Origin of the sequence: Mucilaginibacter sp. CAU 1740 (genome assembly GCF_039839285.1) — a bacterium.
In the GTDB taxonomy this organism is placed as follows: domain Bacteria; phylum Bacteroidota; class Bacteroidia; order Sphingobacteriales; family Sphingobacteriaceae; genus Mucilaginibacter.
Window position 1 is genome coordinate 285,618 of record NZ_JBDOQS010000010.1, and the last position, 25,581, is coordinate 311,198.

The 25,581-nt window shown below is 42.3% G+C and carries 24 protein-coding genes; 9 read left to right on the forward strand and 15 right to left on the reverse strand.

Annotated elements, in window-relative coordinates; genetic code table 11:
• Window positions 1–214 precede the first annotated feature (214 nt).
• Together AAFN85_RS21750 and AAFN85_RS21755 are read right to left on the reverse strand one after the other, a co-directional pair.
• A complete protein-coding gene (locus AAFN85_RS21750) occupies window positions 215–2,008 on the reverse strand; it encodes a M56 family metallopeptidase (protein WP_347529755.1) in 1,794 nt (597 codons plus the stop codon).
• The gene (locus AAFN85_RS21755) at window positions 2,005–2,382 is read right to left on the reverse strand and encodes a BlaI/MecI/CopY family transcriptional regulator (protein ID WP_347529756.1); all 378 of its coding nucleotides are present in this window, start codon (window positions 2,380–2,382) and stop codon (window positions 2,005–2,007) included. Before AAFN85_RS21755 ends, AAFN85_RS21750 begins: the two co-directional genes overlap by 4 nt.
• 282 nt (window positions 2,383–2,664) lie before the next feature.
• Here AAFN85_RS21755 and dprA point away from each other — a divergent pair, with 282 nt between their 5' ends.
• Window positions 2,665–3,762: a DNA-processing protein DprA gene (dprA, locus tag AAFN85_RS21760; protein WP_347529758.1), complete on the forward strand. Its 1,098-nt coding sequence runs from the start codon at window positions 2,665–2,667 to the stop codon at window positions 3,760–3,762.
• An 86-nt stretch (window positions 3,763–3,848) separates the two neighbouring features.
• Here dprA and AAFN85_RS21765 read toward each other — a convergent pair whose 3' ends face one another.
• The 7 genes from AAFN85_RS21765 to AAFN85_RS21795 form a co-directional block, all read right to left on the reverse strand.
• A complete protein-coding gene (locus AAFN85_RS21765) occupies window positions 3,849–4,325 on the reverse strand; it encodes a histidine phosphatase family protein (RefSeq protein ID WP_347529759.1) in 477 nt (158 codons plus the stop codon).
• Between the two features lie 248 nt (window positions 4,326–4,573).
• Window positions 4,574–5,191, reverse strand: a complete 618-nt coding sequence (locus AAFN85_RS21770) for a porin family protein (protein ID WP_347529760.1) — start codon at window positions 5,189–5,191, stop codon at window positions 4,574–4,576.
• Between the two features lie 122 nt (window positions 5,192–5,313).
• A complete protein-coding gene (locus tag AAFN85_RS21775) occupies window positions 5,314–6,282 on the reverse strand; it encodes a glycosyltransferase family 9 protein (RefSeq protein ID WP_347529761.1) in 969 nt (322 codons plus the stop codon).
• 5 nt (window positions 6,283–6,287) lie between these two features.
• On the reverse strand, window positions 6,288–6,791 hold the full coding sequence (gene rfaE2 / locus AAFN85_RS21780) for a D-glycero-beta-D-manno-heptose 1-phosphate adenylyltransferase (protein WP_347529762.1): 504 nt from the start codon (window positions 6,789–6,791) through the stop codon (window positions 6,288–6,290).
• A gap of 63 nt (window positions 6,792–6,854) precedes the next feature.
• A complete protein-coding gene (gene gmhA / locus AAFN85_RS21785; RefSeq protein WP_347529764.1) occupies window positions 6,855–7,421 on the reverse strand; it encodes a D-sedoheptulose 7-phosphate isomerase in 567 nt (188 codons plus the stop codon).
• 79 nt (window positions 7,422–7,500) lie between these two features.
• Window positions 7,501–8,493: a D-glycero-beta-D-manno-heptose-7-phosphate kinase gene (rfaE1, locus tag AAFN85_RS21790; RefSeq protein WP_347529766.1), complete on the reverse strand. Its 993-nt coding sequence runs from the start codon at window positions 8,491–8,493 to the stop codon at window positions 7,501–7,503.
• 102 nt (window positions 8,494–8,595) lie between these two features.
• Complete coding sequence (locus AAFN85_RS21795; RefSeq protein WP_347529767.1) at window positions 8,596–10,269, reverse strand: helix-hairpin-helix domain-containing protein; 1,674 nt, start codon at window positions 10,267–10,269, stop codon at window positions 8,596–8,598.
• A gap of 130 nt (window positions 10,270–10,399) precedes the next feature.
• Between AAFN85_RS21795 and AAFN85_RS21800 the strand changes: the two genes are divergently transcribed.
• Genes AAFN85_RS21800 through AAFN85_RS21810 form a run of 3 tightly spaced genes read left to right on the forward strand, consistent with a single transcriptional unit; the run spans window position 10,400 to window position 12,298 of the window.
• Window positions 10,400–10,975: a hypothetical protein gene (locus AAFN85_RS21800; protein WP_347529768.1), complete on the forward strand. Its 576-nt coding sequence runs from the start codon at window positions 10,400–10,402 to the stop codon at window positions 10,973–10,975.
• Window positions 10,976–10,983: 8 nt separating this feature from the next.
• A complete protein-coding gene (locus tag AAFN85_RS21805) occupies window positions 10,984–11,733 on the forward strand; it encodes an ankyrin repeat domain-containing protein (RefSeq protein ID WP_347529770.1) in 750 nt (249 codons plus the stop codon).
• A gap of 7 nt (window positions 11,734–11,740) precedes the next feature.
• Window positions 11,741–12,298 carry a hypothetical protein gene (locus AAFN85_RS21810; RefSeq protein ID WP_347529771.1) on the forward strand — a complete coding sequence of 186 codons (558 nt, stop codon included), beginning with the start codon at window positions 11,741–11,743 and terminating at the stop codon, window positions 12,296–12,298.
• 61 nt (window positions 12,299–12,359) lie between these two features.
• Here the strand turns inward: AAFN85_RS21810 and sppA are convergent, their stop codons facing one another.
• Window positions 12,360–14,150 (reverse strand): signal peptide peptidase SppA, encoded by a 1,791-nt coding sequence (gene sppA / locus AAFN85_RS21815; RefSeq protein WP_347529772.1) that lies wholly within the window; start codon window positions 14,148–14,150, stop codon window positions 12,360–12,362.
• A gap of 88 nt (window positions 14,151–14,238) precedes the next feature.
• On the opposite strand from sppA, the gene folK reads away from it, so the two are divergent.
• Together folK and AAFN85_RS21825 are read left to right on the forward strand one after the other, a co-directional pair.
• Window positions 14,239–14,727, forward strand: coding sequence for a 2-amino-4-hydroxy-6-hydroxymethyldihydropteridine diphosphokinase (gene folK / locus AAFN85_RS21820; protein ID WP_347529774.1), 489 nt, complete (start codon window positions 14,239–14,241; stop codon window positions 14,725–14,727).
• A gap of 13 nt (window positions 14,728–14,740) precedes the next feature.
• Window positions 14,741–15,118: an Hpt domain-containing protein gene (locus AAFN85_RS21825; RefSeq protein ID WP_347529775.1), complete on the forward strand. Its 378-nt coding sequence runs from the start codon at window positions 14,741–14,743 to the stop codon at window positions 15,116–15,118.
• Window positions 15,119–15,382: 264 nt separating this feature from the next.
• On the opposite strand, the gene purS is transcribed toward AAFN85_RS21825, so the two are convergent.
• From purS to rho, 3 genes are all read right to left on the reverse strand, one after another.
• Window positions 15,383–15,637 carry a phosphoribosylformylglycinamidine synthase subunit PurS gene (purS, locus tag AAFN85_RS21830; protein WP_347529776.1) on the reverse strand — a complete coding sequence of 85 codons (255 nt, stop codon included), beginning with the start codon at window positions 15,635–15,637 and terminating at the stop codon, window positions 15,383–15,385.
• Window positions 15,618–16,340, reverse strand: coding sequence for a CDP-diacylglycerol--serine O-phosphatidyltransferase (gene pssA, locus AAFN85_RS21835; RefSeq protein WP_347529777.1), 723 nt, complete (start codon window positions 16,338–16,340; stop codon window positions 15,618–15,620). The genes purS and pssA overlap by 20 nt, the downstream gene beginning before the upstream one ends.
• A gap of 90 nt (window positions 16,341–16,430) precedes the next feature.
• Window positions 16,431–18,080, reverse strand: coding sequence for a transcription termination factor Rho (gene rho, locus AAFN85_RS21840; protein WP_347529778.1), 1,650 nt, complete (start codon window positions 18,078–18,080; stop codon window positions 16,431–16,433).
• A 360-nt stretch (window positions 18,081–18,440) separates the two neighbouring features.
• On the opposite strand from rho, the gene pyrF reads away from it, so the two are divergent.
• A complete protein-coding gene (pyrF, locus tag AAFN85_RS21845) occupies window positions 18,441–19,271 on the forward strand; it encodes an orotidine-5'-phosphate decarboxylase (RefSeq protein ID WP_347529784.1) in 831 nt (276 codons plus the stop codon).
• A 52-nt stretch (window positions 19,272–19,323) separates the two neighbouring features.
• On the opposite strand, the gene AAFN85_RS21850 is transcribed toward pyrF, so the two are convergent.
• Window positions 19,324–20,757 (reverse strand): radical SAM protein, encoded by a 1,434-nt coding sequence (locus tag AAFN85_RS21850; RefSeq protein WP_347529779.1) that lies wholly within the window; start codon window positions 20,755–20,757, stop codon window positions 19,324–19,326.
• Window positions 20,758–20,982: 225 nt separating this feature from the next.
• Here AAFN85_RS21850 and AAFN85_RS21855 point away from each other — a divergent pair, with 225 nt between their 5' ends.
• Window positions 20,983–22,956, forward strand: coding sequence for a S9 family peptidase (locus tag AAFN85_RS21855; RefSeq protein ID WP_347529780.1), 1,974 nt, complete (start codon window positions 20,983–20,985; stop codon window positions 22,954–22,956).
• 7 nt (window positions 22,957–22,963) lie between these two features.
• On the opposite strand, the gene AAFN85_RS21860 is transcribed toward AAFN85_RS21855, so the two are convergent.
• Window positions 22,964–23,326: a hypothetical protein gene (locus AAFN85_RS21860; protein ID WP_347529781.1), complete on the reverse strand. Its 363-nt coding sequence runs from the start codon at window positions 23,324–23,326 to the stop codon at window positions 22,964–22,966.
• A gap of 230 nt (window positions 23,327–23,556) precedes the next feature.
• Between AAFN85_RS21860 and AAFN85_RS21865 the strand changes: the two genes are divergently transcribed.
• A complete protein-coding gene (locus AAFN85_RS21865) occupies window positions 23,557–25,425 on the forward strand; it encodes a S9 family peptidase (protein ID WP_347529782.1) in 1,869 nt (622 codons plus the stop codon).
• The last annotated feature ends 156 nt before the right edge of the window (window positions 25,426–25,581 follow it).

Genomic DNA, 25,581 nt, shown 5'->3' on the forward strand with positions numbered 1-25,581 from the left:
ATTTGGCCGGTGGTCAGAAAATACATTTAAATTCCGGCTATAATAAAGTTACGGAATTTAGGAGGATATAATGCAAGTATTGAGTGATTTATATTTGCAAACTACTAAAAAAGAGGAGAGTTGTTTACGCCAAAAATTGCCGGAACGGGTTTAGGCCGGTCGGCAATTATGAGAACTATTTAATAGCTCCGAATTAATGAAATTGTTTGCAAAACTAAGCGCCGTAACCTATAACGACAACTTCGTTTAAACTCATCGTAGGTTTTCCTGAAGCGGTTGACTGAGTAGTTTTGCCCGGATAGGTTGATTGCGAATTATCGTAAGATGTTTTAGGAGGATAATCATTATCGTTAGCATCTTTAAGTCCCATATATACAGGTAAACTGTAAAGACCTGATTTTACCGCAAGGTTTCCATCAAATTTATTTAACACCCTAAGTATTTCGTTATCAATTGCCTCATCTACACCTCTCACTACATTTACATTACTTATTTTACCATTATCAATATTGAAGGTTAAGATCACGCGGCCAGTTAAATGATTTTCCCTTGCTTTTGACGGATAACGCGTATATTTTCCCATGAATTTATACAATTCACCAAATGGATCGGCAGGGGGCGGCGGCGGAGGTATATTTGCTCCATTGCCAGGTACAGGCGGCGCTGGCGGCGGCGGAGGTGGAACATTCTTCCCATCTGCAGGTGGCGGCGGTGGAGGAAGTAGTACTACGTCAACTATTTTAGCTTTTTTGCCTTTTTTAGGAGCAACCGGTGGTGGCGGCGGTGGAGGTAATTTATCTATAGATGCATGCAGGCCTGCTTTTGCCGGGCCGGGGGGAGCCGGTGGAGGTGGCGGAAGTTTAGGATAGATCATAGTTTTAGGGAAGGTGTATCCGTATTTATCCTTCAGCGTAGCCAGATCTTCGGGAGTTGATTTACTTTTGTAATACTCTTTTTGCTCGCCGTTTTTCTCGGTAATGATCACGCGGAACTCGGTTTTGCCGTTAACCAGATAGCCGGTCTCTTCAAATTTGTAGCCTTTGGCGGTATCGTACTTGCGGGTAACCTGCGCGTGTTTGTTGGTATCTGATAGAGATACTGGTCGTGCGCCATTAGTCTGGAGTTGCGGCAACAGGTCGATAAAGCCATAAGTTTTACTGAATGCCAGCGTTGATGCGCACAGCAGGCCGCCACTTATGGGCACGGCCACAAGGTATTTTAGCCTGGCTAATTTCCCCGATCGTTTTTGGTTTAACATAATGATCCTCTTTTTTAGTAAATTATAATTGAAAAATGAATGCGCGAGGGGCGAGCCGTTTACACCATAGGCGTTGCTAACCAGGTACGATGAGTAGCTGATGGCATCACTTTCCTGCGCGGCGGTTTGCTCGTCGGCAATGTATTCGTGCACGGTTTTCAGGCTGATTTGTAAAAGGTAAACAAGGGGATTGAACCAGTTAATGATCTTGATCAGCTCCAGAAACACAATATCGGCCGAGTGTTTTTGGCGGATGTGCACCAGTTCGTGCTTAATGATGATATTATCTGTAGCCGTTTTTGTGCCTATAAAAAGGTAGTTGAAAAACGAGAACGCTGTGTTGGAGCCTTCAATGTTAACCAGTTTATATTTATTATCAACCCGGGTTTGGCTTGTTTTGGTAAGTTTTAACAGGTGGTAAAGTTTAACAATCAACATTCCGGCAAGTACGGTAACACCTATTATATAAGCGTATATAAGTAATTGACTGGCGCTTAAATGAGATTGAATAGCGCCCGTATTGATCTGTGTTGACACGTTACCCCTAACCACAAAGGTTTGCAGGCCTTGTTCGGCAGGTTTTAGCCAGCCAATTTGTACAACAGGTATAATGAACGATACTATGCAGCTAAGCAGCAGGTACACCCTGTTTAAGGTGTAATGGGTCTCTTTATTTAAAAACAGGCAATAACCGGCGTAAAATACGCATAGGTATAGGTTTGCCTCCATGAGGTAATGCAGCCAGTTCATTGTTTTTTGTTTTTAAGTTCGTCAATTAAGGAGGTTAACTCGTCCAGTTCTTTTACGCTGATCTTCTTTTCGTCAACAATAAATGATACCAGGCTTTGGTACGAATTGCTGAAATAGTTTTTCATCATTTTATCAAACGTGAACTTTTTATACTCGGCCTCGGTAATGAGGGCGAAGTACACATGCGAGTTTCCGTAAGCTTTATGATCGATAAAACCTTTGCCCTCCAGTACCCTTACCACTGTAGATACGGTGTTGTAAGCAGGCTTGGGATCGGACATTTGTTCAATGATGTCTTTTACAATGGCCTCGTTTAACTGCCAAAGTATCTGCATGATCTGTTCTTCGGCCTTGGTTAGTTCTTTAATGTGCATAGCAAACTATTTTTGTAGTTAGATAAAGCTACAACTATTTTTATAGTTTGCAAACTATTTTTGTAGTTTTTATTTTTTTACTAATATTTTTAGGATTTATTTATATTTTAGCGAGGGAATAGATGTGCAAATGTGCAAATGTGCGGATGTGCAGATGTGCAAATTTTAGATGTGCGAATGTGCAGATTGGAAAATAGAGAGTAGATCTTTTCATCTGCACATTTGTAATCTGCACATCTGAAATTAATTCATTTGCACATCTGAAATCGAAAAATCTAAACCATGTCATTACTACACCAGGTAGCGTTAACGTTTATAAAAAATATAGGGCCTGTGGCCTCAAAATCACTTTTGGCCTATATGGGCAGTGCCGAAGAGGTTTTTAAGGCATCTAAAGAGAAAATGCTCCGGGTTCCGGGTATTGGTGAAAAAACTATAGCTCAAATTGATTTTGATGAAGCCTTGAAAAAAGCCGAAGCCGAATTGCTTTTTATTGAGAGGAATAACATCGAAGTTGTATTTTATACCGATGCCCGGTATCCCAAACGCCTAAAAAACTGTAACGATGCGCCTGTGTTGCTTTATGCTAAGGGTAGGATGGAATTAAACCCACCGCATATTATTAGTATAGTAGGCACCCGCAATGCTACCGATTATGGTAAGCAATTGTGCAGGCAACTGGTTGAAGAGTTACAGCAATATAATGTATTGATAGTAAGTGGTCTTGCTCATGGTATTGATGTGGCCGCTCATAAGGATTGCGTTAAACTCGGCGTGCCGACAGTAGGTGTACTCGGGCACGGACTGGACAGGCTTTATCCGTCGCAAAACCGTGCGACTGCCGAAAAAATGCTCGAAAATGGTGGCTTGCTAACTGAATACCCGTCGGGAACAAATCCGGATAGGGAGAATTTCCCGCAGCGAAACCGCATTGTAGCCGGTATCGCCGATGCTACCGTAGTGATAGAAGCCAGTGTAAAAGGCGGCGCGCTCATTACCGCCGAGATTGCCAATTCATATAATCGCGATGTATTCGCGTTTCCGGGTAGGATAGGAGATGAGTTTTCGGAAGGTTGTAACTTCTTGATCCGTAATAATAAAGCAAGCCTGCTTACCTGCATGGCCGATCTGGCTTTTAGTTTGGGTTGGGAAAAAAATGATGATAGTAAGCCTGTTGAGCAATTTTCGCTTCCATTCGATCTTTCGGCAGATGAACGGCTGATCATCGAAATATTACAACAACATAAAGCGCCCGTTGCTATTGATGATCTTACCTTAAAAACTAATATGCCACTAAGCCAGTTAGCGATGAATTTGTTGAATATGGAAATGCAGGGCTATATCAGTTCGTTACCGGGCAAAACTTATAGGATCAATTAAAGTATTAAGTTCTAAGTCTGAAGTCGAAAGTCTGGTTTATTATAAAATGACTTTCGACTTCGAACTAATGACTTTCGACTTCCAACTTACCCCTTCGGCGAATCAAAATGGGCCAGTTTCCCATCTTCTTCGCTGATGGATTGCCAGTCCTCATTCTCGAAGGTAATGATAGCTACAGCACCTGTGGGCATATCCTTTACCTGGCCGGTTAAATAGTACAGTATATGGCTAATGCCCGGATTATGGCCAACTACGGCTATAAAATCGTGATCAACAGGTAATTCATTCACTACCTTTACCCATGTATTTTCGCTGGCCTCATAAATTCGTTTGTCAGTAAGTGGGGCCGGAACCTTAAATTGGTTGGCAAAAATTTCGGCAGTGGTTAAGGTACGTAATGCCGGACTGGTAACCACAATTTCGGGGATCTCTGATTGGCCTCGTAGCAGGGTAGCCATTAACGCCGCATCCTGCATGCCCGATGGTTTCAGGGGTCTGTCGAAATCGGCATATCCACTTTCATGAGTGGCTTTGGCATGGCGGATCAGCATCAACTTTTTCATCGTTTTATATGGGAGGCTAACAGGTTTGTTTGTATTACCGGGTTGTAAATATAACGTGAAATTTTTTCAATAAGTTTCCATTTTTACTAAATAAAAAAGGAGGGATTGCAGCCTCTCCTTTATAAAATATTTTAATATTGATTTTAAAAAGTTAAAATAATCAGGCGTGAAAAATTGGATCGCTTGAAAACAAAAATAGAGGGGTTTTAGGCCCCTCTATTTTTTTAATTCTAAGAGTAGTTAACAGCTTAGAAAGCGTAACCAACTGAAATACCGAAAACGCGGTTAGTTAATTTAATACCATCAACATTAGTGATATTTGTTAAACCTAAATCGTAATTAGCATTGATCAGGAAACCAGTTTTAAATTTGAAACCAACGATTGCGTTTGCGCCAACATCTGTTCTTTTTAATTCCTCGGCACCGCTACCAAATTTCACATCTTCAGAGTGTCCTTGGCCATCTTTTCCACTGCCTGAAACACCCATGCCAACGTAAGGACCGGCACCAAAGTAAAATTCGCCAACAACAGCCGGTACGTGATAAACAACATTTACGGGTACTTGTAAATAGTAAAGTTTTACTTTGCTCGATCCGCTTTGATCGTCAATATCAAAGCTTGATGAACCACCTTTACCGGTAAAATTTAAAGCTGGTTGTAACGAAACGTTACCAAACTTGAAATCAACAAATGCACCAACATTAAAGGTTGTTAAGCTGCCCGAGTTTCCCGAACCGCTAACGCCATCAACAGTAGCATGTAAAGTAGCAAAGTTTGCACCGCCTTTAATACCAAAAGTTGGTAATTGAGCAAATGCAGCGAAAGAAGCAGTTAAAAAGCACAGGCTTAGTAAGATTTTTTTCATGTGTGAAAAGTATTTAAGTTAAGCCGCAAAGTTAAATAATTACCTGAATATTAATAATTATTTAATGTGATGATTAAAAACAGAGGGTTGAGCTTTGATTTAAGCAATTGAAAGGCAGTGTATTAATTGTTGTTGGCGAAATCAACTATCTCATCTTCGGGCATCTCATTCATACATTTAAAATGCCCCAGCGGGCATTTTTCAAGGCCAAATTTTGAGCATGGACGGCACGAAAGTTCAACTCCGGCAACCAGCACTTCGTTAACTTTATAAGGCCAAACACCCAGCAAATTGGGCGTGGTACCACCCCAGATGGATGCGATGGGTACATTAAAAGCTTCGGCAATGTGGGTTAGGCCGGTATCAAAACCTATCACGTTTTTTGCTTTTGAAACCAGGAAAACTGATTCATCGAGCGAGGTTATCCCGCAGGCATTGTAAACTTGCGCGCCAACTGCGGTAGCTATTTCATCGCCGTTTGTTTTTACATCGTTACCGCCCAATAATAGTACCGGCAAATTGAGCTGTTTACAAATGCTGATGATCTTGTAATTTGGCATCCGCTTGGTAAAGTGGGTGGCGCCTATCACAAATGCTACGTACCCGTTTTGATGGGATAGGGGGAGCAGTTTTGCTATATTATGCTGTGCTTTAACGTAATAATCAATAGGCTTATCATCGTTAACTACGCCTAAAAACTTAACGGCTTTTAAATACCTGTCTACCAGATGTTCGTGGGCTATTAAATTCAGTTTAAATTTCAGGCTCAGCCATTTGCGGATAGGTTGCTTTTTGTAGGTTGATGCCTTGATACCCGTCCGAAACTTGATGATGGATGTACGCAGGTTATTATGCAGATCGATGATCTGATCGTACTTTTCGGCTTTGATATCGCTGATGGTTTCTGTTAAGGTTGGTTTTAACAGCAGGAGCTTATCAACGTAAGGGTTGTTATCGTAAATATATTTGAAGGCGGGCTTGGTTAAAAAATGAACTTCGGCATCCGGTACCTGCTTTTTAAGGCAGCGCACAACAGGAGTAGTATAAATAATATCTCCCATCGAGCTAAAGCGGATCACCAGTATTTTCATATCGCTCAGGAAATCTGCCCTTTTATTCGCTCAATGATCGATGTTGACGAATAGCCATCAACAAAATTAATGGTTTTCACCTCGCCGCCATTGGTTAGTACTTCTTTTGCGCCAACAATGTTCTCTACGGCATAGTCAGCCCCTTTTACCAGAATATCCGGTAGCAAAGTGCTGATGAGGTTCAGCGGTGTATCTTCTTCAAAAACAACAATGGCATCTACAAAAAATAATGCGGCAAGAAGCGCTGCGCGGCTGTTTTGATCATTCACCGGCCGGGTGGGGCCTTTAATACGCCTCACCGAACTATCGGCATTAAGGCCGATGATCAGCTTGTCGCCCAATTCGGCAGCTTTGGCCATATAAGTAAGGTGACCAATATGCAGCAGATCGAAAACGCCATTGGTAAACACTACTTTTTTGCCTTCGCTTTGCCAGGTTTTTACCTGTTGCTGCAGCGATAGCACATCTGTTATTTTATCAAGTAATGTTTTTTCGAAGCCTGTTCTCATTGATGTTTTATGTTGACTTTTTATGTAGAGGCACTTAAGTGCATCCTCCAGAAAATTGGTTTATTATTCAAACAGATCATCCACCGCGGTGCACATGATATGCCCGATAAGGATGTGCATTTCCTGGATACGTGCTGTAATGTTTGATGGCACAATGATATTCAAATCGCACAGCCCATTCATTTTACCGCCATCGCGCCCCGAAAGTCCTAATGTTTTAACTTCCAGTTTCCTGGCCGATTCAAAAGCCGCCAAAATACCCGGACTATTGCCACTGGTCGAGATCCCGATAAACAGATCTCCCGGACGGCCATAGGCTTCTACCTGGCGCGAAAACACATGCTCGTAGCCATAATCGTTAGCTATCGATGTTAACGCCGAAGTATCAACGGTTAAAGCTATCCCCGGCAAGGGCTGGCGATCTTTAACATACCTGCCTGTAAGCTCGGCAGCTATGTGCTGGGCGTCGGCAGCGCTGCCTCCGTTACCCGCCAAAAGCACTTTATTACCACTTTTTATGGTCGAGGTGATCATCTCGCAGGCAATTTCAATATCGCCGCCAAGCGTATCAATTACCCGCTGCACGGTTTCCTGATGATCTTTAAGTTCTGCTAATATTTTGTTGTTCATTTTTTGGAAATGTGATTGGGGCATTAGTTCATTGAGTCATTTTTTCGCTCGCTGCCTTTTCCCTTTCAGTTTTTAACTTTCACCTTACCTCGTCCCGCTCAATATCTTCTATGATCTCTTGTACCGTAGTTGTTGCGCTTCCTACACGGCGTATCACTATGGCGGCGGCGTGGTTGGCCAGTTCGCAGGCTTCTTCAACGCTTAATCCGCTTGCCATAAAATAGGCCATGGTGGCCAGTACAGTATCGCCAGCACCCGTAACATCAAATACCTCGGTGGCTTTTACAGGTAATAACGTGTGCTGATTTTCGCTTAGTATTACCATTCCTTCCTCCGATAGCGTAACTACAATGTATTCTGCATCGGTTTGTTGCAGAATGATGTTGGCCGCGCTTTGCAGGGTTTCTATCGAGTTGATCTTCTCCGTTTTGGCTGCTTCAGATAATTCTTTACGATTAGGTTTGATGATAAAAGCGCCCTCGTATTTCTGATAATTAAGTCCTTTTGGGTCGATGATCACTTTTTTGCCCTTAGCGTTTGCCGCCTTGATAACCTGCTGCGTTAAAAACGGCGAAAACAAGCCTTTGTTATAATCAGATAAAAGCACCATGTCAACAGCATCAATATGGCTGTTCAGCTTATCCATCAGTTCTGAGCCTATTACTTCAGATACCTCATCGGTAACCTCCCTGTCAACCCGTACCAATTGATGGCTACCCACCAAAACACGGGTTTTCACTGTTGTTGGGCGGTTGCTGTCCTTAATAATGGTATCTGTTTCAACGCCCTCGTTGGTGAGTATTGCAATTAGTTCGGCGGCTGCGCTGTCATCACCAATAACTCCGGCCACGGTAACTTTTGCACCTAATGATACCAGGTTTTGCACCACGTTACCCGCGCCACCCAAAGTGGTGGTTTCTTCTTTTACGTTAACAATAGGCACAGGAGCCTCGGGCGAGAGCCGTGAAGCACTACCAATAATATAATGATCAACCATCAAATCGCCCACTACCAAAATAGATGGTGTTTTGGCGGATGCTTGTATGGTTTGTACTTTATCTTTTAAATTCATTTTATTATTAAGTCATTAGGTCATTGAGTCATTTTGTAAAGTAGATAACTCTAAATGAGTTTTTAATCCTAACCTCTGATCTCTAACCTCTAATCACTAAAATTAACCTCTTTTAGCCGCAAACGCTTCGGTTATTTCCGTTAACGATAACGCGTTAAAACACTTCTCTTTATATAAACCGCCTTTGCGTGCCACCAGTACGCCGTAGTGCATATCGGCAAAACCTTCAATGCGGTGGGCATCGGGGTTTATGGAAAGCATAACGCCTTTATCTAAAGCATATTGGTGCCAGCGCCAGTCCAGGTCGAGCCTGAGCGGGTTGGCGTTGATCTCAATAACCACGTTATTAGCTGCACAGGCGTCTATCACTTTTTTGTAATCGATGGGATATCCGGCACGGCTTAGCAATAGCCTGCCTGTAGGGTGGCCCAGGATATTGGTGTAGGGGTTTTCGATAGCGGTGATCAATCTTGAGGTTGCTTTTTCCTCGTCCATTTTTAGGATGGAATGCACCGAAGCCACCACAAAATCAAATTTTTGCAGGATCTCGTCCGGATAATCCAGCCCGCCATCATACAAAATATCCGATTCAATACCTTTAAATATACGGAAGCCTTCCAGCTTTTTATTCAGCGCGTCAATTTCCTCGTGCTGTTGCAGTACCCTTTCAATACTTAAGCCCTTGGCATAAAAAGCACTTTTACTGTGGTCGCACATGCCTAAATACTCCAGTTTCAGGGTATCACGGCAGTAGAGGGCCATTTCCTCAATGGAGTTTACGCCATCGCTCCAGGTACTGTGATTGTGCAGGGTGCCTTTAAGGTCGTGCCAGTTAATAAGGGTTGGCAGTTCATTCTTTTCGGCTTTTTCAATAAAGAGGGTGCCTTCGCGCAGTTCGGGCTGCATCCAGCTCAGGCCTGCCTTGGTGTAGATCAGTTCTTCACTTTCCGGCTGCTCTATCGGCACATTGATCCTGTCAAACACCGCTTTTACATGCTCATCTGTACCCGTATTGATAAATAACTCTTTATAGTAATCGGCTTTATCAACAAAAATAATGTCAACTAACAGGCCGTTGGATAACTCGCCTTGTACGTGATTTTTATTCAAACTTACGTTTGATAATATTTTTGAGTTGGACATGGCCTCGAAAGCAACCTCGTGGTTAATGCTGCCCACTACAATTATTATCTCGGTAATGATCTCATTCAATCGCCTAAATTCGCCTGCAAAGTGTTTTAACGCATCCGGGAAGATGGCTTTTACCTCATCCATCAGTTCATTGGCTTCCTTCTCAACCTGCGCAAAAAGGAATTTACCATTGCTGGCCATCCTGAACTCAATTGCTTTGCGAATCTCCTCCTGGGTTTTAAGGCCGAAACCTTTGGCTTCTATCAGGCGGTTTTCGTTACAAGCATAAAATAGTTCTCCTGTATTTTCGATGCCCAGTTCTTTCCAGATGATTGCCACTTTTTTAGGGCCAATACCTTTGATACCCATCATCTCTACAATACCTGCCGGGGTTTTATCCAGCATTTCCTGTAGCTCGGCCATGGTGCCGGTTTCAAGCAGTTCGGCTACTTTGCCTGCAATGCTTTTGCCTACGCCATCTATCTTTTCCAGTTCATCCAGTTTTTTGCCGGCGATAGGGAAGGGGAGTTTATCTATCTTAAAAGCGGCATTAGCTACCGATTTGATCTTGAACGGATTAACCTCATGCAGTTCCATGAGTTGCGATAGTAAACGAAGCGTACGGGCTATGGGTTTATTTTCCATAAATACAATGAGGCTGTAAAAATACAAAAAGCCATTGTAATGACAGCTTAGGCGACGGGTTTGTTTTGAACAGCGGTAAAAGTATGTTTATATTAGATTGATATTTAAAAAGCCAAACCTGTAAAGCCCAATGTTAACGATTAACCAGGACGAATTTAACCTGAACCTTTTAATTACCAAGCATTACTGCGAAAGACAGCAGCAGAATAATCAATTATCGGTAGCTGAAGTTTTACGCAGCTTTAACCCGGAATATAACGGTAAAAAATTATGTGATTTTAAAAGTGTACGGAGATTGGAATTTGCAAAAGGTTCGGCCGAAGTTGTTTGGAATATTGATCCATACGATGAGAAAAACGATTTTTTGTATGATGAATTATTTGATAAACAGATAGCCCATAAAAAAGAAGTGACCCGGTTTACTGATCAGGCTGCTGAATTTAAGGGGCGGGTATTGGTTGCCGAAGTGGATAATGTTATACACGATGGGTTTTCGGAAGATGAATCGGATGGTTTTATCGATTATAATGATTGCCCTCCTGTTGATACCTGGTTTTACATGGCGCGAAATAAGCATGGCCGGGTGTTGTACGCCTGGATCCCTGAACAATACATTAAATTAGTGGAGGAAGCCATATCTGTAAATGCGTTTTCGATAATTATATGGCTGGAGGATTTTATAGCCGATGGGCGTGATTTAAACTAATTTGTTATATGCCTGATTACAACACCATACTTTATGCTGCCGAAACCCACTCGGTTGATGAAATAAAGCAGTATTTTAAAGATGGCGGCAGCCCGAATGACGTTAATAACGGAATGCCTGTATTTACCATGATGGTAGAGATGTACGCCCGCGGGCCACGTTTTAAAGATTGCGTACAGGCTTTTATAGATGCCGGACTACAGTATGAAGATCAGGCTTTGCTTGCGGTTTTGGCTCATGATACCGAACGGCTAACCAAAGCGTTAAAAGAGAATGCCTCTGCTGTTAATAGAACCTATACCTTATATAATAATACTTACACACGCCTAACAGGTGGCACCTTGATGCATTTTTGTGCAGAGTATAACAGCATTGACTGTGCTAAAATACTTTTACAAAAAGGAGCGGATGTAAATGCTCGAGCCGCTTATGATGAATATGGTTTTGGCGGGCATACACCGATATTTCATACAGTTAACCAAAACGGCAACAGCTCGGCAGATATGCTTCATTTTTTGCTGGAGAATGGTGCTGATTTAAGTATTACCGTTAACGGCCTGATCTGGGGGAAGGGATATGAGTGGGAAACTTTTATACCTTCGGTAAATCCTATAAGCTATGCTATGATGGGTTTATTACCACAGTTTCACCGTAAGGAACAGACTATCATGAGCGTAGTAAGCTTGCTGGTTAAGCATGCATATGGGATAGATTATTTGCCGGGTAATGTGCCTAATGCTTATCTGGTAAGAGGGTAATAAAATAATGAAAATAGATATCGAACTTTTTAATCAAAATCTTTTAATAACACAGCAATATTGCTACCTGCAGGCCCGGTATGCTGTAAAAAACGTGGCTCATGCATTACGCACAATAGATCGTTATAATGATATTAAGCTTTTTTCTTACAAAGAGAATCTTGGCTTTGGGTCGATTGGTCCCTTTGTTTCTATTACGTGGACGTTAAATCCGGTTTTTTCTGATGATAGTGGGCTTTACGATAAATTATTTGACGCCCAATTATCATATAAGCACGATTTTCTTACTGATAAGTTGATAAATAATTTGGATACCAAAGGTAGGATCCTGGTTGCTGAAATTGAGCAAACTGTGTTTGACGGTGCTTCAGAAGCGGTATCTTATGGATTAATAGATATTTACGATTGCCCGCCAATTGACACATGGTTTTATATGACCAAGATTAAGGGGTTAAGGGTTTTATATGCTTGGATACCAGAGTATTTCGTAGAACTTGCAGATGAAGCAATCGCGGTTAATTGTATGGATTGTTTACAGTGGTACCATGAAACCGGGCTTTCTTAATAAAAAAAGCCGCCCATTCCAGGCGGCTTTTCACAATCAAAATTAGTGTATTAATGAAATTTTATTTGATCACAAGGTCGTAAGGTAAACGGGCCTGTGGGGTACGCATCATTTGGGTTAAGCCTTTAATTTGCTCGTAAACGCGGTAGTTTTCGCCAAGTTCGCTTTTTACCATGCGGGTTTTCATTTCGGCGCTCAGGTTGTTGCTTACTTTGCTGAAGATGCTTTTTTGTTCAGGATAAGTTACCAAACGATAATTTTTAAGCTTAGCTTTTTTAGCTGCAGACGCTATCGCATCGTCGATGTTGCCCAAGCGGTCAACTAAGCCAATTTTTAGTGCCTGCTCGCCTGTCCATACACGGCCCTGGCCAATGCTGTTGATATAAGCCTGCGTTTTACCACGACCGGCAGCAACCGCCTTAGTGAAATCATCATAACCATGGTTTACGCTGTTTTGAAGAATCAGGCGTTCTTCCGGACTAAGAGGACGGCTGATGTCGCCCAGATCGGCATATTTGCCGGTTTTTACACCATCAAAAGTTACACCCAATTTATCGTTAAACAATTTTTGCATGTTAGGCAGCACTGCGAAGATACCGATAGAGCCGGTAATGGTATTTGGCTGCGCGATGATAGAATCGGCCGCGCAGGAGATATAGTAACCGCCTGATGCCGCGTAATCGCCCATCGAAACAATGATCGGTTTCTTTTCGTGAATGAGTTTAACCTCGCGCCAGATCACATCTGATGCCAGCGAACTGCCTCCCGGCGAGTTTACGCGCAACACCACCGCTTTTACTTTATCATCAAGGCGGGCTTTGCGCAACGCTCTCGAAATAGTTTCGGAACCAATAGTATTATCCTGGCCTTCGCCTGTGTTAATATCGCCAGAGGCATAAACTACAGCGATGCGGTTTTTTGATGATGAATCGTCAGATTTATCGTCGTCGTTATTATCCTTGTTTTTGGCGTAATCGCTCAGGCCAATGCTTTTTAAATCGTCCCTTAAATCGGTGCCGGTACGTCTTTTCAAATCGTCGAGGATCTCGTCTTTGTATTTTAAACCGTCAACCAGTTTAAGTTTATAAGCATCCTCAGGAAATTGGATCCTCATATTATCAGCGTAAGCAAATAATGAATCTTTAGCTACACCACGGCTTTTGCTGATGCCTGTAAGGAAATGATCATATAATGAACCGAGGTATGAGGTAACCTGCAATTTATTGGCATCGCTCATTTTGGTGAGGAACAACGGCTCTACAGCGCTTTTAAATGTACCCACTTTAATGATCTGTGCTTCAATGCCCAGTTTATCGAGCGCACCTTTCAGGAAGGTTGTTTGCGAGCTAAAGCCATGAAATTCAAAAATGCCTTTCGGGTTAATGTACACCTTATCGGCAACCGAGGCCAGGTAATAAAAGCCCTGGGTATAAACCTCGGCGTAGGCGATAATGAATTTGCCCGATTTTTTGAAGTCGATAAGTGCATTACGGATCTCTTCGGTGGTGGCTTGTCCGGCGGTCATGTAGCTTTCATCAAGGTAAATGCCTTTAATGTTGCTATCGGTTTTTGCGCGTTTAATGTCGCTTAAAATATCGTTTAGGCCGATAGATTTATCTTCATCAAGTCCTAAAAAATCAAGTCCCGCCAGCGGGTTGTTGGGCGTACGCTCGGTAATGGGGTTTTTGAGCGACATGTACAGGATAGAATTTGGATCAACATCAACTGATTTGTCACTACCGGCCGAGGCAACAAGGCCAACAATAAAACCGGCAGCAATAACCACAATGATTATCCCCGATATGATAACCCCTACAATTGTAGCCAGAACGAATTTGAAGAATTGTTTCATTAATGTTATAAATCTTTTTTATCTATGCGCAAACTTAATAATAAGGCCGTATAATGCTAAGAGCGGTTTCCATTATATTTGTTACAACATGATAAATGTTTTTTTACTACTGGGTAGTAACCTCGGCAACCGCGAATTGTTTCTGCAACAGGCAATTGAATTGATCTCGGAAGAGGTAGCTCCACCCGCATTGACTTCTTCGATATACGAAACCCAATCCTGGGGAAAAACGGATGAGCCCGACTATCTAAACCAGGTATTAATGCTGCAAAGCAACCTGCCCGCGCAACAAATATTATCTAAAATATTGGCTATTGAATTGCAAATGGGGCGCAGGAGGGAAGTGAAGTGGGGATCGCGCATTATTGATATAGATATTTTATTTTATGGGGACGAAATAATACACGAAATAAACCTCGTAGTACCCCATCCCGAGCTGCATAAACGCAGTTTTACGCTCATTCCGCTGGCCGAAATAGCACCCGACCTGGTGCACCCGATATTCAGAAAAAATATTTTAGAGCTAAAGACTGAACTTAAAGACAACTTAATCGTAAAAAAGTATATTTTTGAATAACACAAAGCTTTATATGGCAGATATTTCACCAGATCAGGATCTTGATCTTTCTTTTTTATACGAGATTGCCGACGGGGCAGATGATTTTATCGTTGATTCGATCGGAATGTTCCTTGAGCAATCTCCTGAGTTGTTAAAAACTATCAGCACAGCCCTAAGTAATCAGGATTGGGCTTTAGCTGCACAGGCATCGCACAAATTAAAACCAAACCTTGGCTTTTTTGGCATGCCTATAAGCCAGGCTACTATACAAGAGGTTGAACTGGCCTGCAAAGCCGGAGGTGCAAATCCTGCCGAAATTCAGGAAAAGTTTAACCAGGTAAACAGCATGGTATCAGCAAACCTCGTTACGCTGCAGGAAATTAAAGCGGAAAAAGAAGCTAATTTATAAGCTGAAAGGATAAAGGTAAAAGGCGAAAGGTTTTTGCCGCACGCATAAAAGAGAAAGGCAAGTGGAGAACCGCTTGCCTTTTTATGTTGAACCCTGATTCTCTTGATTGAAGGATTTCTTGATGAAAAAATCATACATGTTTCATGATCATCCTAAAATCCTAAAAATCATGATTCAAAAAAAGGCAAGAAGTAAATCTCCTTGCCTTTTGTATTTTGTGAAGACTGATAAAAACCTTTTGCCTTTATCCTTTCGCCTTTAACCTTAAACTACAGATACTTTAAAAGTATAGCTTTCCATGATCAGGTTGGCCAGCAGGTTTTTGCAGGCCTGGTCAACTTTAGCTTCGGCGGCTTCAGCGCTTTCGGCTTCAAGCTCGAGTGTAATGTGTTTACCTATGCGCACGTTCTGGATCTCGGCAAGGCCAAGGTTTTTCATGCTACCGGTTACTGCTTTACCTTGTGGGTCAAGTATTTCTTTTTTTGGCATTACGTCGATTTCAGCCTGGAACTTTGTCATTTGTGAGTTTTGTTTGAATTAAGGATAAGGTGATATAAATAAATATAACCACCGGAACGGCCACAAATTTAAAAAATAGTATCAGTATTGCCGAAAACATGAGCAGTAAATAACGGAAAATGTTTTTGTTAAAGTCGCGGTTTTTAAATTTGAGCGACATTAGCGGTATTTCGGATACCAAAAGCGAGCACATAACTACCACTAAAGCCGTAAGGAAGTAGGGATTTAAAATATAATGTGCTAATACCTCGTACTGTTGTACTATTAAAGGTAATGATGCTATCAGGATAGCATTTGCCGGTGTTGGCAAACCTATAAAACTATCTGACTGGCGGGTATCGTTATTAAACTTGGCCAGCCTTAATGCCGAAAATACCGGTAAAAGGAAAGCTACAAAATTTAATATCTGGCTGATACTTCCAATTTGCGGGGCCTGTAAAAAAAGCTCGTACATGATAACCGATGGCAGTACGCCAAAGCTTACCATATCGGCCAGCGAATCAAGATCTTTACCTATAAACGAATAGGAGTTTAAAACCCGAGATGCAAGGCCATCAAAAAAATCAAATATCGAGCTAAGGAAAATGGCATAGGCGGCCACAATTAAGTTACCCTGAAAGGCGAAAACTATCCCTATACAACCGCTAAACAGGTTGGCACAGGTAATAGCATTTGGAAGGTGTTTTCTTACGCGTCTCTTCATTTCGCCATCGAAGTTATCAGGATTTTATTAAGTAATAATGAAGTTACAAATAATATTCCCATTACTTATAACTTCATTATCGCTAAAATATTACGAATTCATCGAAATCAGAAATTCTTCGTTAGTTTTTGTACCACGAATTTGAGCCTGTAAAAACTCCATCGATTCTTGCGAGTTCATATCGGCAAGGTGGTTACGAAGGATCCAGATACGTTGAAGTGTCTCGCGGTCAAGCAATAAGTCGTCACGACGGGTGCTTGATGCAGTGATATCGATAGCAGGGAAAATACGTTTGTTTGATAGTTTACGATCCAGTTGTAACTCCATGTTACCGGTACCTTTAAACTCTTCAAAAATAACCTCGTCCATTTTCGAGCCTGTTTCGGTAAGTGCCGTAGCGATAATGGTTAATGAACCGCCATCCTCAATGTTACGGGCAGCACCGAAAAAGCGTTTTGGTTTGTGCAACGCGTTGGCATCAACACCACCAGATAATATTTTACCAGATGCAGGCGCAACGGTGTTATAAGCACGGGCCAAACGGGTGATAGAATCCAACAGGATCACTACATCATGACCGCACTCAACCATACGTTTTGCTTTTTCAAGCACAATGTTGGCAATTTTTACGTGGCGCTCAGCCGGCTCATCAAAAGTTGATGAAACAACTTCGGCGCGTACGCTGCGGGCCATATCGGTAACCTCCTCAGGGCGCTCGTCAATCAGTAATATAATAAGATATACTTCCGGATGGTTTTTTGCTATCGCGTTAGCTACATCCTTCAATAACATGGTTTTACCTGTTTTTGGCTGTGCCACGATCAAACCACGCTGACCTTTACCAATTGGCGAAAACAGGTCCATAATGCGGGTTGAATAGTTGTTTGGATCAGTAAACAAGCTTAATTTCTCTGAAGGGAAAAGCGGAGTTAAGTGATCAAAAGGAACGCGGTCGCGAACTTCGGCAGGGATACGGCCATTGATAGCCTCAACACGTACCAAAGGAAAATATTTTTCGCCTTCTTTTGGAGGGCGGATGCTACCACGCACAGTATCGCCGGTTTTTAAACCGAATAATTTGATCTGCGATTGTGATACGTAAATATCATCGGGAGAAGTAAGGTAGTTATAATCAGATGAGCGAAGGAAACCGTAACCATCGGGCATAATTTCCAATACGCCTTCGTTGATGATCACATTATCAAAATCCATGTTAATGGCAGGCTCCTGCGCTTTTTGCTGGTTTTGATTGTTAGGGTTAACCCTGCGTTCAAATTTATGTGTACGGGCTTCGGTAATCAGTTCTTCCATTTTTACCGGAGCTGCTTCATCTGCCTGTGGGGCTTCAGTTTCGGCAGCAGGGGTTATAGGGGCTTCATTTTCAGAATCGTCCTGTTGTGCAGGCTCATCTTCCTGGTTGTCGAACAAATTGGTATCATCCAATGGTACTTCAACACGTGGTTTTGAAGGTGATGCGTCTTTAGTTTTGATCACCCTTGTTCTTTTGCGGGGTTTGTCGCCTGCTTCAGCAGGGGCTTCGCCTGCGGCAGGCGTTGGGGTATATGCGGCTTCAACTATATTTTGCTGGGCCCTGGCGGCCTCAATCAGTTGTTGTTGTTCTGTAATGCGGGCAACAAGCTGTGCTTTGCGCAGTTCGTCGGCTTCGGCGATACCTAAATTTTTGGCAATTTCGCGCAACTCCGAAACGAGTTTATCGTTCAATTCAATTTTATCAGACATGATATGAATTATAGTTCAAAAGGGATTTTTTATTGTATCTTTTCTCAAATGGTAAATTTCCAAGCAAGTGTTAAAGCTTAGTGTGCGCAAACGCACAAGGCAATAATTGAAAGAAATTGATCTTGAAACCTGTTTTCAGTAAACATCCAAACCCGTGCAAATATTATGTTGGTGTGATAATAAAAAGCGTGGGGATTTAAATTGTTTCTTTAGTGCAAGAAAAATTCATTGGAAAACGATGCAAGGTTAAACAATTATTTCTTAAAATCAAATTAATTAAAATAAATATCAGTGATAACGTAACACATAAGCTAAAATTTTAGTTTTTTTGACAATTAAAATATTTAGTAGCCGCTTATGATGTCTCGCCAGGAGTTAATTGAACAGATCAAAAAAAAGAAATCGTTTTTATGTGTAGGCCTCGATCCTGATATTACCAAAATTCCTGAGTTCCTGAAATCTTACCCCGATCCCATTTTTGAGTTTAACAAACGCATTATTGATGCTACCAAAGATCTCTGTGTAGCTTATAAACCCAATGCCGCTTTTTATGAGGCTTACGGGATAAAAGGCTTGCAGGCTTTAATTGATACCTATAAATATCTGCCTAAAGATTGCCTGAGCATTATCGATGCCAAACGCGGCGATATTGGCAATACATCTGATAAATACGCCCGTGCTTTTTTCGATGAACAATCGGGCGGGATGAGCTTTGATGCCATTACCATTACACCTTATATGGGTAATGACAGCGTTACGCCTTACCTGGCTTACGAGGGTAAATGGGTAATTATACTGGCCCTTACCTCATCTGTAGGCAGCAAAGATTTTCAATACCTGCAAACCGGCGATGATTTTTTATACGAGACTGTAATTAAAAAAGCCAACACCTGGGCTGGGGCGGATAGAATTATGTATGTGGTAGGTGCCACCAAAAGCACTGAGTTTACCAATATCCGCCAATATGCCCCTGATAACTTTTTATTAGTGCCGGGTGTAGGTGCGCAGGGTGGTAGTTTGGAAGATGTATGTAAGTACGGCATCACTAAAGATTGCGGTTTGCTGGTGAACTCATCGCGTTCAATTCTTTATGCAAGCAACGGTGAAGATTTTGCTGATGCGGCAAGGGCTGAGGCTTTGAGTTTGCAGCAGCAGATGCAGGTGGAGTTGGAGAAGGCTGGGATAATTTAGAACCATGATTTTTGGGATTAGAGGATGTTCATGATATAGTAAGTTTATGTTTCTACCTGTTCATATTAAACACTGATGATTGAACAGGTAGGTCAACATCACTACCCACGCTATTCTTTTGCTTGCCCAGATTTATCTTTGCTAAAACTGTTTCCAGCGCGGGCAATGTATTATTCAGGCTTTTGGTTTTGATCAGGAAATTCCAAACGGGTTCAAATTTTTTCCAGCCGCCTGCATAAAAAAAGTGTTTCAGTTTGTGCGCTGTTTGTTCATGGTGCATGCTTGCTTTAAAAATATTGCCCCATTTGTAAAACTCGCGGTAAGCCCACCAGTAGCCATCTTCTAACTCTTGTGCCGATAAGCCTATTGTTTGATAAACCACTTTTCGGGTATCGTACAAGTCCCAGTTTTTGGTTAGTATGCGACCCTGCCGCTCCATGCTCTTAAATAGTTCGGTACCAGGGTAAGGCGTAAGTACGTGATATGTAGAGGTGGTTATGGCATGTTTTACACCCCAGTCTACTGTGCGTTTAAATACATCTTTATCATCATCATCTAAACCGAAAACAAAACTGCCATTTATCATAATGCCAAGGCTGTGCAGGCGGTTAACGACTTTTATATAATCCTTTTCGAGGTTTTGCTTTTTGTTGCTTTGTTTCAGATTTTGAGGCGAAAACGTTTCAAAACCTACAAAAAGGCTTCGTAAACCTGCTTCGGCGGCCTGTTCAATCAGGTTGCCGCGCAAAATGGAATCTACAGTGGCGGCTCCCTGGAAAACGCGGTTCATCCCCTTCATTCCGCTAAATAATGCGGAGGCGAACTTAGTATTGCCCAGCAGATGGTCATCTAAAAAATATAGGTGTTTGCCCGGTAAACGATCGATTTCGGCAAGGGCATCGTCAACCTCCTGGGTATAAAAGGTTCGTCCGCCTTCAAAAAAAGCATCTTTATAGCAAAAACTACAATGATGCGGACAGCCGCGGGTCACTACAATAGAATTAGGTACCAGGTATAAATGACTTTTGATAAGGTCCCTGCGGATAGGCGGTACTTTCTCAAGCGTACGGATAGTTGAATTATATACTTTTTGGGGGCGGCCATTTTTGAAATCAATCAAAAATTTAGGAAAAGTATCTTCTCCGGGGCCGATAAAAATACTATCGGCATGGGGCGCGGCCTCAAATGGGAGGGAGGTTACGTGTAATCCGCCCAATATTACATATGAACCTTTCGCACGGTAATGATCAGCTATCTGGTAAGCCCTGTAAGCATTGGTTATATAAACCTGTATAATTACCAAATGCGGGTGGTCATTTAAATTAGGTTTTTCAACGTGTTGGTCTTGCAGGTCGATCTCATCATCTGGCGAAAGGTAAGCAGCAAGTGTTGCCAATCCCAATGGAGGGAAAAGCGAATATTTTATCGGCGGCCAAAACGGACTTTCGGCTTCGGTAAGGGCTGGCAGGATCAGTTTTACTTTCATGTTTAGATTATTAAAAGTACTTTGTAATTCAAAGTTAATGATTGCATTTTATTTTCAAAACGAAATGCAATAAATAAATCGGAGGATTAGCCTGAAAACAGCAAGTATAATTGAAGAGTGAGCGTTAATTAATATGCCAAACTTTTGCAATAATATCCTGACAATCCGTAAATCTAAAAATCAAGGTTCTTTTCTTAACTTACACGCTTTATCATACGTCCCTTTATGAAGCGCGTTTTACTCTCTGCCTTTACGCTATCCGTTGCTTTAAATCTCTCTGCACAGGAAAAAAAGCCCTTGAAGCCCGCTGATGTCTACCGTATTCCAACCGTTAGCGATGCGCAGCTTTCGCCCGATGGTAAGTGGGTGGCTTACAGTGTATCTGAGGTAGATACTGCAAAGGATAAACGCGTATCGCATATATGGATGCAAAGCTTCGACGGGAAGGAATCATTAGAATTAACCCATGGCGATGAAGCCGCTTCGTCGCCCCGCTGGAGCCCGGATGGCAAATATTTATCGTTCCTTTCCTCGCGCGATTCAAAAACGGGGGCACAGATCTGGCTCATCGACCGCAGGGGCGGAGAAGGTGCTAAGCTTACCAATATTAAAGGCGATTTAAGCGAATACGCCTGGAGTCCGGACGGTAAGCGTATTGTAATGGTGATAGGCGATCCGGAAAATAAGGGTAAGGAAGAACCTAAAACGCCCAAACCCATTGTAATAGACCGCTATCATTTTAAGCAGGATATTGAAGGCTACCTGCAACACCTTCACGATCATTTGTACCTGCTTGATGTTGCCACTAAAAAGCTGGATACCTTAACCCGCGGCGATAAGGATGAACGTACGCCGGTATGGTCGCCGGATAGTAAGACCATCGCTTTTGTAAGTAACCGGAGTATCGAGCCCGATAAAAACCAAAACACCGATATTTTTACCATTGATGCCCGTGCAGGTGCCAGCATGCTGCAGCTCACCACCTGGAAGGGGCGTGATGGAAGCCCGCAATGGAGCCCGGATGGCAGGTATATCTCATACTTACGCAGCACCAGCGATGCTGATTACATGATGTACGATCAAAATATATTGTGCGTAATGGACGCGGTGGGCGAAAATAATAAGCAGCTAACAACATCGTTGGATAGGCCAGTCGGCAGCGCTACATGGGCAAAAGACAGCCGCAACATGTTGTTCATTGTAACTGACGACCGCACCCGTTACCTGGCTAATATAAACGTGGCCAATGGCAAAATAACCACCATTAATAAAGGTGATTACGTATTTAACGATATCAACACTAACTCATCGGGCAATTGGGTAGTGCAAAAAACAGATCCTTATACTCCTGCCGAGTTGTATGCACTGGAGGATAAAAAGGTACGCCGTTTAACCTTTCATCATCAAAACTGGCTCAATACTGTTCAATTAGCCTATGCCAAAGGTTTTGAGTCGACAAGTAGCGATGGTACCAAGGTTTCGGGAATTGTTTACACGCCTGATAGTGTTCAGAATAAAAAATATCCTTTAATATTATTTATACATGGTGGCCCGGTAGGCCAGGACGAATTTGGGTTTGATGCCACACGGCAAACACTGGCAGCAGCCGGCTATGCCGTAGCGGCAGTTAACTACCGTGGCAGCAATGGCCGCGGTCTGGATTACTGTAAGGCCATTTATGCTGATTGGGGCAATAAAGAGGTTAAAGACCTATTGGGCGCTGTTGATCAGCTGGAAAAATTAGGCATTGCCGATCCTAATAAACTGGGCATTGGCGGCTGGAGTTACGGCGGTATTCTTACCGATTATACCATCGCTTCCGACACTCGTTTTAAAGCCGCGGCAAGCGGCGCGGGCAGCGCGCTGCAACTATCAGTTTACGGCAGCGACCAATACGTGTTGCAATATGAAAATGAATTAGGCGCACCTTGGAAAACAGCCGACAAGTGGATCCAGCTATCATACCCGTTTTTTCACGCCGATAAAATTAAAACACCGGTGCTGTTTATGTCGGGTTTAAAAGATTTCAACGTGCCAACCATAGGTAGCGAGCAGATGTATGAGGCTTTGCGTTCACAAAACATTCCTACCGAATTGATCTTATATCCCAACCAGTTCCACGGGTTAACTAAGCCGAGCTACCAGGTTGATAGGTTGCAGCGTTATGTGGAGTGGTATGATAAGTATTTGAAAAAGTAACGCCGGATTAGCTATGCATCTTTCTCATAAACCTTACGTCGCCGAGAAGTTTTTCTTTGGTGTCTGGGGATAATCTGTCAAGTTCCTTTTCGTCTACAAGATCCAGAAAGATTTGGTTTGCCAAAATTAAGAGATAACGAGATCCGGTACGGCCATCATACAACTCAGCTATATGTTTATCAAAATCAATAACCTCGCTAAATAATTCATGATATTGTTCTTTTGGGGTTTTTGAACTGTTCTTTAGCTGTTGTATAAGGTCGTCAAATTGTCGCACACCTCTTCTAAAATGTTCAGTAATGCCATTTTCCATTAATTCCCTTACTATCTTTTTATCTGTTTTACTTAATTCTTGATAATTGTTGTACATGTCTTGTATTTATAGGTTAAATGATGTTTAAAACAGTTTTTTCAGAGTGGTGTAATAATCAAGCTCTGCGACAAAATTAAGTAGTTTAATTAGTAATTTTCCGGTCTATCGCACATCCTATGCACAAAAACGTACTTTTAGTTTTATTGGTTTTCATTGTCAGTTTTGCATCAGCCCAAAATGTAAAACACCCGTTAAAACCAACCGATCTATATAAACAACCCACATTGATGGCGCCAAGGCTTTCACCCGATGGTAAGTGGATCGTTTACGAATTATCAGAAGTTGATACTGCTAAAAATAGCCGCGTTTCACACCTTTGGATGCAAAGTTTTGATGGTAAGCAATCCATTCAGTTAACTTATGGCGCTGAGCCGGCATCTACACCTAAATGGACGCCGGATGGCAAATTCATATCTTATCTATCCGAAAAAGACTCAAAAACAGGTGGCCAGGTTTGGCTAATGGACAGGCGGGGAGGAGAAGGTCATAAACTAACCGATATAAAAGGCGAATTGCAGGAATATGAATGGTCGCCGGATAGTAAAAAACTGGCTTTGATCATTAAAGATCCGGAGAATAAGGGTAAAGAAGAACCCAAAACTGTTCCGCCTATCAAAATAGACCGCTACCATTTTAAACAGGATATTGAAGGATACCTGCAGCATCGCTACGCACATTTATATCTATATGATGTTGCCGCCCAAAAGCTGGATACTTTAACCCGCGGCAAAATGGACGATAGTTCGCCCCAATGGAGTCCGGATGGCAAACAATTAGCTTATGTAAGCAATCATACAACAGACCCGGATAGGAATGAGAATACAGATATTTTTACGATAGAAGCAAAAGCCGGAGCTGAAGAGAAGCAACTAACAACCTTCACTGGGCATGATATCAATCCGTTGTGGAGCCCTGATGGAAAGAAAATAGCCTACCTGCGCTCCACCAGTGACGCAGACTACTTTATTTATCAGCACGATATACTGTGCCTGATGGATGCCGATGGCAAGAATAACAAACTTCTTACCGATCAACTGGATAGACCGGTTAGTAACATAGCCTGGAGCCGCGATAGCAAGGATATTGAATACCTAATAAGCAATGACCGTGTCCGTTATGTTAACCGCTACCACCTGCTTTTGCGAAAATCGATCACCGTTTATAAAGGTGCGGAATGTAGCTTCGCAGATATAAGTAGTCAGGGTTTAGGCGTTTGGGTTGGAAAAATGACTACTCCCTACATGCCGCATGAATTGGTGGCAATTGAAAACGGGAAGATCCGCCGTTTAACTTTTCACCAGGAAAAATGGTTGAGCACGGTTAAGTTGGCTCATGTTAAAGGTTTTCAATCGTTTAGTAGTGATGGTACTTTGGTATCAGGTATATTATATACTCCAGATAGTGTGGTGACCAAAAAGATGCCTTTCATCCTATATATTCACGGTGGTCCTACAGATCAGGATGAATTTGAATTTGACGATATCAGGCAAACGTTGGCCTGTGCGGGATTCGCGGTAGCCGCGGTTAACTACCGCGGAAGTACCGGCCGCGGTGTTGAATATACCAAAGCCATTTATGCCGATTGGGGCAATAAAGAAGTAAAAGATTTATTGGGAGCGGTTGATGAATTAGTGAAATTAGGCATTGCCGATAAAGACCGTTTAGGTATAGGCGGATGGAGTTACGGTGGTATCCTCACAGATTATACCATCGCTACAGATCCCCGCTTCAAAGCTGCATCCAGTGGAGCCGGTAGTGCCTTGCAATTAGCTCTTTATGGTTCCGACCAGTGGGTTGTACAATATGATAATGAACTTGGTGCACCATGGAAAAACGCTGATAAATACATTAAGCTGTCGTATCCGTTTTTTCATGCCGATAAGATCAAAACGCCAACGCAATTTATGTCGGGTTTGAAAGATTTTAATGTGCCTACGGGTGGGGGAGAGCAGATGTATGAAGCGCTAAGGTCGCAAGGTGTGTCTACACAGATGGTTTTATACCCCGGCCAGTATCACGGCATTACCGTGCCGAGTTACCAGGTAGATAGGTTGCAGCGATATATTGAGTGGTTTGGGAAGTATTTAGCCCCCTAACCCCTGAAGGCGGAACGGCGAATAAATCCCATAACGTCATTGCTGTAAAGGTTAGATAATTCGGTAACAGAATTAACAAGCAATAAAAAACGTTAATTCAATTATGCGGAACATCAATAATGATCTAACCTTAAAGCGGAATTATCTGAGTAAATA